The sequence below is a fragment of the Deltaproteobacteria bacterium genome (assembly GCA_011375175.1).
Lineage (GTDB): Bacteria > Desulfobacterota > GWC2-55-46 > GWC2-55-46 > DRME01 > DRME01.
In genome coordinates this window covers 1-12,575 of sequence record DRME01000079.1, presented here as the reverse complement: position 1 = coordinate 12,575, position 12,575 = coordinate 1, and the positions used below count along the sequence as shown (strand labels likewise).

Below are 12,575 nucleotides of genomic sequence, written 5' to 3'. Positions count from 1 at the left end.
TTTTTCCATCTTTTTCTCGGAGAAATCTCGTTCCGCTTCAACCACAGAGACGAGGACATTTTCCCCTTGATTTACAGGCTGTTAAAGCGTACCGGCTATAACGAAATACAACAACTTTTGGTCCGGAATCGTTAGGTATTACCTTACAAAAAGGTTCCCTCAGGGTAATTAATCAGAGTTTCCTTAATCGGAGTTTCCCTAACGTATGACTATCTTGTGGCCCGTCACCTTGAGCACGAGAAGCACGACTATGGCCATGATGAGGATGGCCGCCACCACACTGAGGAACCCCGCCCCCGGAGAGAGGCTGTCGAGATCGGAGGCGAAGGCGTGGAGCTCGGCGTCGCTGAGGGCGGCGAGACGCCCGCGCACGTCGTCGGCCGAGAGCCCCAGCGCCCTGAGCCTGGCGGCCACGGCCTCGGCCTCGATGACCCTCTCGACTGTGCGCATATCGGCCTCCCTCGCCGACGACAGGGCGTCCACCGCCGCCATGTAGGCGAGCCCTCTCGAGGGCAGAGCGGCCACTATGAAGAATGCCGCCGCCGCGGCCACGGCGGTAAGCCTTACCAGCGCTCTGTCCATCATATCCCTATGGTCCCCCCTTTCTCCTTCCGTAACGCCCCCCGATGAAGAGGAGGGCCGAGCCGGCGGCCACGGCGGCAAAGGAGACGAGACGCGGCACCCTGATGGTCTCGGTCACCGACCTCTCGATACGGGCCCCGCCCACGTTGACCGCCTTGACGCGCTTGTAATTTATCACAGGGAAGATGGCCGTCACAAGCCCGGCCAGAAGCACAACGGTGCCGAGCGATATGGCGAGATAGTCCGATCTCCTGCGTTCCACGGCGCCCTCCATGCCACTTGTCCGAGCGGTCCCCTCCCGTGCAAGCTATTATATAGATAAAAAACCTCCGACTGTCAACAAGAGCAATCCGGCTAAGGCCGCTTCCCCGCCGTCGTGACGGTGTGAGTATAGCCACAGAGGCCGCTGGACCTTGTAAAAGTCCCGCCGCTGTGTTAAAAAACAGGGAAACCCTGATTTACTGCCCTGAGGGAACCTTTTTGTAAAAAGGTTCCCTCAGACTCCCTCCAAAAACTTTCAACGCGAGTTGGTTTCCCCCTGTTTTGCCTGGCAAAACAGGGGGAAACCAACTCGTATTGAAAGTCTTTGAAGGGGGTCTGGGGGGAACTTTCTTCAGAAAGTTTCCCCCAGGCTGCCCGCGCCGGCTGCCTCTGGGGGGCTGTACCGGGGGTTCGGGCCGCAAAGGCGTAAAAATCCCGCCTGGCGCGGGCCGACCCCCCGGTACAGCCGAAGACCCGGACAACATGCGATGGGGCAGGGGGAAACGCGGGCCTGTGGCCCTTCTACCAGAAAATTCCCCCAGGGCAATTAATCGGAGCTTCCCTTTACCGCCTTGCTCCCGACATGGACTACAGGCTCGTTCTTCCTCCCATAACAGGCGCCGTCATCGGCTGGCTGACCAACTACGTGGCCATTAAGCTGCTCTTCCGGCCCCACGACGAGGTGAACGTGCTGGGAGTGAGGCTCCAGGGCGCCATCCCCAAGAGAAGAAAGGAGATAGCGCGCAGCATCGCAAGCTCCATCGAGAACGAGCTGCTCAGCTCCGATGACATCGTCTCGCTGCTGGGGTCGGTGGACTGGAAGCGCGAGGTGGAGAAGATGGTGGAGGACGTGGTGGAGCACAGGCTCGGCTCGCGCAGGCTGCGCTCCATACCCGTCATCGGCGTCGTCTCCGACAACGTCAAGTACCATACCAAGTACCTGCTCACCCGCGAGATACTGCGCCAGGTCGATGCCAAGAAGCGGGGACTGGCCGCCAGGATAAGGGACAACATCGACATAAAGGACATGCTCGTCTCCCGCATCGACGCCCTCGACGTAAGGCGCTTCGAGGGCCTTCTGACCGACTTCATCGCAAAGGAGCTGCGCTATATCGAGAGGCTCGGCGCGGTCATGGGTTTCGTAATCGGTCTTTTCCAGTCGGCCTTCTTCTACGCCGCGGAGAGATTCTTTTGATGCGGCGCGGCGCGGCCGAAGGGACCCCGACCGTTCTCGCCGCGGGAGGCTCCGACCCGTCGTGCGGTGCTGGCATACAGGCCGACATGGCCGCCCTCGATGGGTTCGGCGTCCGCGCCCTCACGGTCGTGACGGCCCTTACGGCGCAGAACTCGACGCGCCTCACCGCCGTCGAGCCCGTGCCGGCGGCCTTGATCGAGGCCCAGTTCGAGGCGCTCCTCGAGGAGTTCCATGTGGACGCCGTGAAGATCGGCATGCTCGCAAGGGCCGACGCGGCGGCCGCCGTGCGCCGGATAATAGAGAGCAAGGGGCTTGAAAGGGTCGTCCTCGACCCCGTGTTCCGCTCCACAAGCGGCGGCCCCCTCGCCGAGCCCGAGGCCGTGGAGGAGACGGTGAGGATATTCCCCCTCACGGCCCTTGTGACGCCCAACCTCGACGAGGCGGCGAGACTTGCGCGGATGGAGGTCGGCACGGTGGAGGAGATGGAGGAGGCGGGCCGCAGGATAATGCGGCTCGGCGCGCCGGCGGTGCTCGTCAAGGGAGGTCACCTTGGCGACGGAGACCCCGTGGACGTACTCTGCCGCGCAGGCGGGACGGTCAGGTTCGAGGGAAGGAGGGTGAAGGGCTCGATGCGGGGCACGGGCTGTCGCCTCGCTTCGGCCGTGGCCGCCGGACTTGCAAGGGGCCGCAGCCTCGAGGAGGCCGTAGCCGACGCCAAGGCCTACGTGGAAGCGCTCATCGCCGGAGTGCAAAGGGCCGGGAAGCCCTGAGCAGTCCCCCTGCGGGCAACCTTCCGAAAGAGGACCGCAGGACAGCGTCTATCCCGGATTCCCCCTCTATGTCGCGCGTATGTGAAGCGGTCCCGTGGAGACCCGGCCCGCAAGGGCGTAAACCCCCGTCCGGCGCTGGCCGGGCCTCCACGGGACCAACCGGAACAAGGGGGGCTTCCCTTACGCGACGATCCTTGTGCCGGCCCGGCCCTCCACGGCCTCTTCCACGAGCTCCGGCGCCGTTATGATCACATCGCCTCCCGTGGCCTCGACAAAGCGCACGGCCGCCTCCACCTTGGGTCTCATGGAGCCCGGCGCAAAATGGCCCTCGGCCGTAAAGCGGCGGGCCTCGGCGGCCGTCATGGTCCTCACCGGAAGCTGCGAGGGCTTTCCGAAGTCGAGATAGACGGCGTCCACCTCGGTGAGTGTGACTATGCGGGAGGCCCCGAGCTCCACGGCGAGTACGCTCGTAGCGAGGTCCTTGTCCACCACGGCTTCGACGCCGCGGAGAAGGCCGCCCTCCTCGACGACGGGCACGCCTCCGCCTCCGGCGGCGATGACGATGACGCCGAGGGATGCGAGCTTCTCTATGACCGCCGTCTCGACGATGCGAAGCGGCGCGGGCGAGGGGACGAGCCTCCTGAAGCCGCCGCCGGCGACCTCGGCCATGACCCATCCCCTCTCCCGCTCCAGTCTCCCGGCCTCGCGCTCGTCGTAGTAGGGGCCTATGGGCTTTGTCGGTTCGGCAAAGGCCCGGTCGTCGCGGTCCACGACGACCTGGGTGACGACGGTCACCACGTCCTCGAGGTGGTGGCGGGTTCTGAGCTCGTTGTGGAGCGTCTGCTGGATGACGAAACCTATGCCCCCCTCGCTGTCGGCGTCGCAGATGTAGAGCGGCATGGGGGGCACTTCACGCTTCGCGCACTCGACGCGGAGCACGATGTTGCCGACGATGGGACCGTTGCCGTGCGTTATGACGACGCTGCGTCCGCCGCCCGCCATGCGGGCCACAAAGGACATGGAGACCCTGGCGTTCTCGAACTGCTCGTCTATGGTCCCGCGCTCGCCGCGGCGGACAATGGCGTTGCCGCCGAGCGATACCACTATCCTCTCCATATCCGCCAAGCTCGTCCGATTCGGTTGCCTCGGTGGAAACCCTCCGCGCAAGGGCCCCGGACCCGCGTCAGCCACTTGCATGTTGTCCGCATATGCGGCGGTCCCCGTGAGGTTCGGGCCGCGCCGGGCGGGATTTTCACGCCCTTGCGGCCCGAACCTCACGGGGACCGCCGCGCAGGCTGCGGGAGCGGGCTCTCTTTTACGGGAGGGCTCCCTCAGGCCTTCTTCATCGCAGAGACTCGATGTAGGCCCCGGCCGCGAAGGCGGCGAGGGCGCCGTCGCCCACGGCCGTCGAGACCTGCAGAAGCGGCGTGTCGCGGCAGTCGCCGGCGGCGAAGACACCCTTGCGCGAGGTCTCGAGGTTGCGGTCCGTGACGATGAAGCCGCGGTCGTCCTTCTCCACGTCGATGAAGTCGGTCGTCGGGTTTATGCCAACGAAGACGAAGACGCCGTGGAGGGGTATCTCCCGTCTCTGCGAGCTCTTGAGGTCCTCGACGACGGCGCCGGAAACGCCCGTGCCGTCGCCCTTGACCTCGCGCAGCACGTGGCTCCAGAGTATCTCGATGTTCTCCGCCGCCATGGCCTTTTCCTGGATTATCTTCTCGGCGCGCAGCGCGTCGCGGCGGTGGACGATATAGACCTTTGCGGCGATCTTCGAGAGGTAGACGGCCTCCTTTACGGCCGTATCGCCTCCGCCGACGACCATGACGCGGCGGTCCCGGAAGAAGGGACCGTCGCAGGTGGCGCAGTAGGACACGCCCTTGCCGGTGAACTCGCGCTCTCCCGGCACGCCGAGTCTTCGGGGCTTGGCGCCGGTCGCCACGATGACGGCCTTTGAGCGCAGCTCGCCCTCCGAGGTGTGGAGGACCTTCGCATCGCCGTCTTCCTCCATGCGCTCCACGGCGGCGAACCTTATCTCGAGACCGAGGCCCTTGGCGTGGGCCTCGAACTTCTCCATGAGGCCCGCGCCGCTTATGGACGGAAAACCCGGGTAATTCTCGATGACGTCGCTCACCGCTATCTGGCCTCCGACGAACTCCTTCTCGACGAGCAGGGTCCTGAGTCTCGCCCTCTGGGCGTAAATGCCGGCCGTGAGCCCGGCGGGCCCGCCGCCGATGATTACGAGATCATACATTGCGCACTACCCCTCCCTGTGTTTTGTGCTTGCGCGGCCGGGAAGCCCCGGGCACCGGGCTCATCCCCTCCAGAAGGCCGGGGCCAGGAGGACGAGCAGCGTGTAGAGCTCGAGCCTTCCGAGCAGCATGTTGAATATGAGCAGCCACTTGCCCGGCTCCGGCACGGCTGCGTAGTTCGAGGCCGGCCCCGCGGCCGCAAGGCCGGGGCCGATGTTGCCGAGCGTGGCGGCCGACGACGATATGGCCGTCAGGATGTCAAGGCCCAGGGCCGTGAGCAGAAGCGATGTCACCATGAAGACCGTTATGTAGAGGAAGGTGAAGCCCATGACGGCGCTCACCACCTCGGGCGGGATGACCTTGCCGCCCAGCTTGACCGGCGCCACGGCGTGGGGGTGTATGAGCCTGTAAATCTCACGGTAGCCGATCTTGACGAGCAGCACGAGCCGTATGCACTTTATGGCGCCGGTGGTGGAGCCCGCCGAGCCGCCGAAGAACATGAGCGAGAAGAGGACCATCTGCGAGAGGAAGGGCCAGGAGCCGAAGTCGTCGGTGCTGTAGCCCGTGGTCGTCATTATGGAGACCACCTGGAAGAGGCCGTGGCGCAGGGCCGTGAAAAAGCCCTCGAAGCGCGCGCCGGCGATGTCGAAGGTGACGACGAGGGTGGCCACGGCCATGACCGTGACGTAGAACCTGAACTCGTCGTCCCTCGTGTAGACGCGGTAGCCCTCGTGGAAGAAGCGGTAGTGGAGCGAGAAGTTGGTGGCGCCGACGACCATGAAGACGATGATGACGGCCTCTATGTGGGGGTTGTTGAAGTACTCCACGCTTATGTTCTTGTCCGAGTAGCCGCCCGTTGCTATGGTGCCGAAGGTGTGTATGAAGGCGTCGAAGATGCCCATGCCGGCCATGACGAGGAAGACGAGGAGCGCAAAGGAGAGGACGAGGTAGACGATCACTATTATGCGGGCCATCTCCTTCACCCTGGGGGCGAACTTCTCGGCCGAGACGACGCTGGCCTCGCTCTTGTAGAGCTGCATGCCGCCGATGCCCAGAAGGGGCAGGACGGCGAGACTCAGTACGACTATCCCTATGCCGCCGAGCCAGTGCGTCATGCTCCGCCAGAAGAGGATGCCGTGGGGAAGCCCCTCGATGTGGCTCACCACCGAGGCCCCGGTCGTGGTGATCCCCGAGGTGGTCTCGAAGAGCGAATCGACGAAGCTGGGGAAGACGCCGGAGAAGACGAAGGGCAGCGAGCTCACCAGCACGGTGCTTATCCACGAGAGCGCCACTATGACGAAGCCCTCGCGGTGACCCACCTCGACCGGCCCCCCCCTGAAGGCGACAAAGAGCGCCGCGCCGAGCGCGCCGGAGACGACGCAGGACTTGACGAAGGCCTGAGCGTCGCCGTCGTTGTAGACGACGGCCACAAGGAGCGGCGCAAGCATGGCCAGGGCGACGAAGATGTTTATGACGCCCACTATGTAAAGCACTACGCGAAGTCTCATCGATCACCGACGCCGGCATGCCGCCCCGGAAAGCCCGCCGCCGTCTCCGAAAGCTTTCCCCGGCGCAACAAATCAGGGTTTCCCTAAAAGAACTCCGGCTTGACCATGAGCATCTTTTCGACCTTGGCTATGGTCTTTCTCAGGGCGAAGATGACGACCTTGTCCCCCGGTGCTATGACCGTGTCGCCGCCTGGCATGATTATCTCGTCGTCGCGCACGACGGCGCCGATTATGGCGCCCCGCGGGAACCTTATCTCCCTTATGGGTCTGCCCACGATGTCGGAAGTCTCCATGGCCACCGTCTCGATGGCCTCGACGCGCTCTTCCATGAGGGCCGTGACCGAGAGTATCTTGCCGCGGCGCACGTACTGGAGTATGCCGCTCACCGAGCAGAGCCTGGGCGAGACGGCCACGTCGATGCCGATGGTCGATACCATGGAGAGGTACTCGGGCTTGTCTATGAGCGTTATGCACCGTCTGCTTCCCAGGCGCTTGGCGAGAAGGGAGGTCAGGATGTTGGCCTCCTCGTCGTTTGTCACGGCTATGAAGGTGCTCGCATCGGAGACGTTCTCCTCCATGAGCAGGTCCTGGTCCGTGCCGTCGCCGGCGATGACTATGGTCCTGTCGAGGTTCTCGGCCAGGAAGGCGCACCTGCGCTCGTCGCGCTCCACTATCTTGACCTGGTAACCCGTGGACTCCATGGCGGCGGCGATATAGTAGCCCACGTCACCCCCGCCGACGATGAAGAGCTTGTGGCCGTTCTTTCCCGAGGCGCCCAGTATGTCGAGAAGGCCGTGAGCCTCGTCGGCGTAGGCCACCGAGAAGACGAGGTCGCCGGGCATGAGCACCGTATCGCCCCTTGGAATTATGGTCTCGCTTCCCCGGTAGACGGCCACGACGCGGATCTTCTCCTCCGGGCCGATGGCGTTGAGCTCGCGCAGCGTCTTGTCCGGGTGCTCCCACCGCTCGGAGATGCGGCAGCCCACGAGCTTGAGGCGGCCGTCCACGAAGTCGACCACGTCGACGGCGCCGGGGAACTCTATGATGCGCAGCACCCTCTCGGCCGCCACCTTCTCGGGGTTTATGTTGAGGTCGAGCCCCAGGTACTCGCGCTCGAAGATCTTGGTGTAGCTCGTGTACTCGGGGTTTCTGATGCGGGCTATCATCTTGGGCACCCGCGTCTGGGTGCCGGCGATGAGGCTTGCGATCATGTTCACCTCGTCGCTGTCGGTGACGGCGATGACCATCTCGGCCCGCTCGATCCCGGCGTCCACGAGCACCCTGGGGCTCGATCCGCTGCCCTGGACTATGCGGGCGTCGAGACTCTCCTGTATCTCCCTCACACGTTTCTCGTCCTTCTCGATGAGGACCACGTCCTGGCCCTCGAGCGAGAGCTTTTTGGCTATTGTGTAGCCGACAACGCCCGCCCCTATTATGATGACCCTCATGACCGTCTCCCGCGCAACTCCCTTACGGTTTCGAGGTTGCGCCTGTCGTCGTCTTCGTCCTTCTTCGGCGTCTCCAGCACCAGCGGCACTCCGCCGAAGAAGGGATGTTCGAGGAAGGCGCGCAGCCCTTCTTCGCCGATGGCGCCCCTGCCTATGTGTTCGTGGCGGTCGAGGCGGGAGCCGAGTTCCCCCTTCGAGTCGTTGAGGTGCGCGAGCGCCACCCTTTCAAGCCCCATGGCCGCCTCTATCTCGCCGGCCAGCCTCTCGGCGTCTTCGCCCGTCTTCAGGGGATAGCCCGCCGCCCAGGCGTGGCAGGTGTCGAGACAGAGGCCCGCCTCCACACCGACCCTCTCGAGCTCCTCGATGACCCGTCCGATCTCGCGCAGCGGCCCGCCCATCTGCGTGCCCGAGCCCGCCGTGTTCTCCACGAGCAGCAGCGGCCCCCCGGCGCCGCCGTCGCCTGCCGCGTCGACTGCGCGCCTTACGGCCTCCACACAGCGCCCGACGGCGAAATCGACGCCCGCCCCCTTGTGGCTTCCCAGGTGAGTGACCACGAACTCGCAGCCCAGGGCGGCCGCCGTCCCGAGCTCGCTTGCCAGGAGCCTTGCCGAACGCTCGAAGAAGGTCTGCTCCGGTGAGCAGAGGTTTATGAGGTAGGAGGTGTGCAGGGCCGCCACCCTGAGGCCCCCTCTGGCGCGGGCCTCCCTGAAGGCCGCGATCTCCTCTTGCGGCGGCTCGCCGAAGGTCCAGGCCCTGGGGTTGCGGCCGAAGAGCTGGAAGGCGTCGCAGCCGAGCCCCTCCGCCCTCTCCACGGCCCTGTGGACGCCGCCGGCTATGGATACATGGACGCCGAGCGGCGCCTCAGTGCTTCTTCGCCTCAAGCCTCCTCCTCGCCGTAGCCGCCACTATGCCAGGCACGTTGCGGCTCTTGGCGAGCTTGGCAAGGTCCTTCTCGTAGAGGTGGTCCACAAGCTTCATGGCTATATGCGGCGGTGTCTTGGGATTGAGCACCAGCGCGTGTTTTATGGGGTAGCTCTTGAGCCACTCCTTGGTCCTTGCGATGGCCCTGAGCACGTCGTCGGAAGCGCTCTTGTCGGACGCCACCCTCAGTATCTCCTGGTCGGTTATGCGGGGGTTCTTGAGCACGCTCAGCGCCACCATCTTGTTCGAGTCCTTTATGAGAAGCTCTCTCGCCTCCTTGTTGCCCGTCATGGCGAGCTTTATCTTCTCGGCCATGGAGAGAGAGCCCACGAGCTTGTAGACGTTGCGAAGCTCTTCGTCGGAGAGGTGCTCCTTCTGGAGGGTGAGCTCCCTGGGAGCGTCGCTTCCGCCCTTCCCGGCGTCGCCGGCCTTCTCCCCCCGTCCCGGCGTCCCGTCCGCCGGCCCCCCGGGCGCCGCGGCGCCGCCGGCGGCAAGCCCGCCGTGGAGCTCTCTCAGCATCGACGCCACCTCGGGATCGAGCCCTCCGTCCTCGAGCGCCGAGGCGAGCACGGCCTCCGGCACGGCGGCCAGCGTGTTGCGCGCCTCGCGTCTCACCTCGTCGTCGCCGTCGCGGGCGAGGACGCACAGCGCCGTGAGCCTCTCCTCGAGGCTCATGGGCACGAGCGCCCTGGCCGCCCTGAGGCGCTCGTTGCGCGGCGTATCCCTGGAGACGTAAGGCAAGAGGGTCCTGCTTATCTTCATCATCGGGGAAAACCTTCCGGGCGCCTGCCGGCGCCGCTGCCGGGCAAACTCCGGTTTATTGCACTGAGGGAACCTTTTTACGAAGAAGAAACGGCCCTTGGCTGTCGGCCCGCGCCAGGCGGGATTTTTACGCCTTTGCGGCCCGACAGCCCGCGGGCCGTAAAGGGTTGACAGGGGCTTCCCAGCCCCTGAGGTTCCCTCATACTCCCTCCAAAAACTTTTAACGCCCTGCGAGTCATCCCGATTTTGCTTGCAAAATCGGGGTGATCCGCAGGGAATTAAAAGTCTTTGAAGTGGGCGTCCTGCCCGCGGCGGCTGCCTCGGAGGGGCTGTGCCGGGGGTTCGGGCCGCAAAGGCGTAAAAATCCCGCCTGGCGCGGGCCGAACCCCCGGTACAGCCGAAGATCCGAATAACATACGATGGGGCAGAGGGGAAACGTGGGCCTATGGCCCTTCTACAGAAAGTTTCCCCCAGTGTAATAAATCAGAGCTTCCTTAATTATAGTCGGAGTCTCCCTAAGCCTTCGCCTCGTCGCGCTCCTGCCGGGCCTGCTCGATTATCTTTCTGCTCAGATGGGTGGGCACCTCCTCGTAGTGGGAGAACTCCATGGAGTACATGCCACGGTCTCCGGTCATGCCCTTGAGGTCCGTGGCGTAGGTGATGATCTCGGCAAGGGGCACAAGGGCCTTTATGACCTGGCTCCCGCTCTTGGGCTCGACGCCGAGGATCTTGCCGCGCCGCGAGTTGAGATCCCCTATGACGTCGCCCATGTTCTCGTCGGGCACGCTTATCTCCATCTGCATGACCGGTTCGAGAAGCACGGCCCCGGCCTTCTCCATGGCCTTCTTGAAGCCCATGGAGGCCGCTATCTTGAAGGCCATCTCCGAGGAGTCGACCGAGTGGTGGGAGCCGTCGTAGAGCCTGACCTTCACGTCCACCACCGGATAGCCGGCGAGCACGCCGCTCTCCATGGCCTCGCGCACGCCCTTTTCCACGGCCGGTATGTACTGGCGTGGAATGACGCCGCCCACTATGTTGTCGACGAACTCGAAGCCCGCGCCCCTGGGCAGGGGGCTCACCTCGATCCACGTGTCTCCGTACTGGCCGCGCCCGCCCGACTGCTTCTTGTACTTGCCCTGGACCTGGACGCTCGAGCGGATGGTCTCCTTGTACGGCACCCGCGGGGCCTTGAGTTCCACCTCGCAGCCGTACTTGCGCTTGAGTTTCTCCACCGCCACCTCGAGGTGGACCTGGCCCACGCCCGAGAGGATGAACTCGCTGGTCTGTTCGTCGCGCCGGAGCTCGAGACTCGGGTCCTCCTCCATGAGCTTGGCGAGCGCCACGGGCAGTTTTTCCTCGTCGCCCTTGGTCTTCGGGCTTATGGCGTAGGAGAGCGAGGCGTTGTCGTGGGGAAGCGGCGGGAATACGATGGGGTCCTTTTCGTCGCAGAGGGTGTCGCCCGTGTGGGTGTCCTTGAGTTTTGCGACGGCCACTATGTCGCCGGCCTCGGCCCCGGGCACCTCCCTTGTGCCCTTGCCCTCGAGAAGGAAGAGGTGGCCGAGCTTCTCCCTGGCGCCCGTGGTCGAGTTGAGAACCGTCGAGTCTCCCGTCACGGTGCCCGAGTATATCCTGAATATGGAGAGCTTGCCGCTGTAGGGGTCGATGAGGGTCTTGAAGACCCTCGCCGAAAAGGGTCCGTCCGGGTCGGGCCCGCGGCTCTTCTCTTCGCCGCTGACCGGGTCCGCGCCCTTGGTGACTCCTCTCGTTACGCCTTTGCAGAGCGGGGAGGGGAGGGCGAGGTTGATGGTGTCCATCAGCAGGTTCACGGCCATGTTCCTGTAGGCCGAGCCGCAGAGCACCGGCGTGAAGCGCCGGGTCATGACGCCTTCGCGCAGGGCCGAGCGCAACTCGTCTTCCGTTATCTCGCCCCCTTCGAGGTACTTCTCCGTCAGCGCGTCGTCGGTCTCCACCAGCGTTTCCACCATGGCCTCGCGCAGCTCCGCCGCCTCGGAGGCGAGGGAGTCGGGCACGGCCGCGACCTCGAAGCCGCCGGAAGAGTCGTCCTTGTAGACGTAGGCCTTCATGGAGATGAGGTCGACGACGCCGTTGAAGTCCGGTCCCTGGGCAAGCGGTATCTGGATGGGCACGCCCTTTGTGCCGAGCACCTTCTCCATGTCGTCCACGGCCCTGAGGAAGTTGGCCCTCTCGCGGTCCATCTTGTTGACGAAGGCGATCCTGGCCACCTCGAACTCGTTGGCGTAGCCCCAGACCATCTCGGTCTGGACCTTCACGCCCGATATGCCGCTCAGGATGACGACGCAGCCGCCCACGACGTTGAGGGCGTTTCTCGTCTCGGTGAGGAAGTTCGAGTATCCGGGGGTGTCTATGATGTTGACGCGGTGGCTCTTCCAGTCGTAGTGGTGGACGGCGGCCGAGATGGATATCCTGCGCCTGTGCTCCTCGGGCTCGAAGTCCATGACCGAGTTGCCGTCGTCCACCCGCCCCAGCCGCGACGTGGCCCCGGCGTTGAAGAGCATGGCCTCGGAGAGCGTTGTCTTGCCTGCGCCGCCGTGCGCGATGATCGCAACGTTACGCTTCATGTCGACCGGTATGCCCACCTTGCACCTCCTTCGGTCCCGACGCCCCCACGCCGGACCTTTCCTGAGATCAATGCGAAGGAAACCCTGATTAATTACTCTGGGGGAAACTTTCTGTAGAAGGGCCATAGGCCCACGTTTCCCCCAGACCCCCTTCAAAGACTTTTAATTCCCTGCGGATCATCCCGATTTTGCTTGCAAAATCGGGATGATCCGCAGGGCGTTAAAAGTTTTTGGAGGGAGTCTGAGGGAACCTTTTTACAAAAAGGTTCCCTCAGTGCA

The 12,575-nt window shown here is 64.2% G+C and carries 11 protein-coding genes; 2 read left to right on the top strand and 9 right to left on the bottom strand.

What is annotated here, in order from left to right:
- Positions 1 to 198 precede the first annotated feature (198 nt).
- Together ENJ37_07025 and ENJ37_07020 are read right to left on the bottom strand one after the other, a co-directional pair.
- Positions 199 to 585, bottom strand: a complete 387-nt coding sequence (locus ENJ37_07025; protein ID HHL40240.1) for a hypothetical protein — start codon at positions 583 to 585, stop codon at positions 199 to 201.
- Positions 586 to 589: 4 nt separating this feature from the next.
- Positions 590 to 844: a hypothetical protein gene (locus ENJ37_07020; protein ID HHL40239.1), complete on the bottom strand. Its 255-nt coding sequence runs from the start codon at positions 842 to 844 to the stop codon at positions 590 to 592.
- A gap of 582 nt (positions 845 to 1,426) precedes the next feature.
- Here ENJ37_07020 and ENJ37_07015 point away from each other — a divergent pair.
- Positions 1,427 to 2,038 carry a DUF445 family protein gene (locus ENJ37_07015; protein HHL40238.1) on the top strand — a complete coding sequence of 204 codons (612 nt, stop codon included), beginning with the start codon at positions 1,427 to 1,429 and terminating at the stop codon, positions 2,036 to 2,038.
- Positions 2,038 to 2,808, top strand: coding sequence for a bifunctional hydroxymethylpyrimidine kinase/phosphomethylpyrimidine kinase (gene thiD, locus ENJ37_07010; GenBank protein ID HHL40237.1), 771 nt, complete (start codon positions 2,038 to 2,040; stop codon positions 2,806 to 2,808). Before ENJ37_07015 ends, thiD begins: the two co-directional genes overlap by 1 nt.
- Before the next feature lie 180 nt (positions 2,809 to 2,988).
- Here the strand turns inward: thiD and arcC are convergent, their stop codons facing one another.
- From arcC to fusA, 7 genes are all read right to left on the bottom strand, one after another.
- Positions 2,989 to 3,924, bottom strand: a complete 936-nt coding sequence (arcC, locus tag ENJ37_07005; GenBank protein HHL40236.1) for a carbamate kinase — start codon at positions 3,922 to 3,924, stop codon at positions 2,989 to 2,991.
- Between the two features lie 226 nt (positions 3,925 to 4,150).
- Positions 4,151 to 5,059: a thioredoxin-disulfide reductase gene (gene trxB, locus ENJ37_07000; GenBank protein ID HHL40235.1), complete on the bottom strand. Its 909-nt coding sequence runs from the start codon at positions 5,057 to 5,059 to the stop codon at positions 4,151 to 4,153.
- Between the two features lie 60 nt (positions 5,060 to 5,119).
- Positions 5,120 to 6,505 (bottom strand): TrkH family potassium uptake protein, encoded by a 1,386-nt coding sequence (locus tag ENJ37_06995; GenBank protein HHL40234.1) that lies wholly within the window; start codon positions 6,503 to 6,505, stop codon positions 5,120 to 5,122.
- A 143-nt stretch (positions 6,506 to 6,648) separates the two neighbouring features.
- Positions 6,649 to 8,013, bottom strand: a complete 1,365-nt coding sequence (gene trkA / locus ENJ37_06990; protein ID HHL40233.1) for a Trk system potassium transporter TrkA — start codon at positions 8,011 to 8,013, stop codon at positions 6,649 to 6,651.
- A complete protein-coding gene (locus ENJ37_06985) occupies positions 8,010 to 8,894 on the bottom strand; it encodes a deoxyribonuclease IV (GenBank protein HHL40232.1) in 885 nt (294 codons plus the stop codon). The genes trkA and ENJ37_06985 overlap by 4 nt, the downstream gene beginning before the upstream one ends.
- A complete protein-coding gene (locus ENJ37_06980; protein HHL40231.1) occupies positions 8,875 to 9,699 on the bottom strand; it encodes a HEAT repeat domain-containing protein in 825 nt (274 codons plus the stop codon). Before ENJ37_06980 ends, ENJ37_06985 begins: the two co-directional genes overlap by 20 nt.
- 512 nt (positions 9,700 to 10,211) lie before the next feature.
- Complete coding sequence (gene fusA / locus ENJ37_06975) at positions 10,212 to 12,296, bottom strand: elongation factor G (GenBank protein HHL40230.1); 2,085 nt, start codon at positions 12,294 to 12,296, stop codon at positions 10,212 to 10,214.
- Positions 12,297 to 12,575 lie beyond the last annotated feature (279 nt).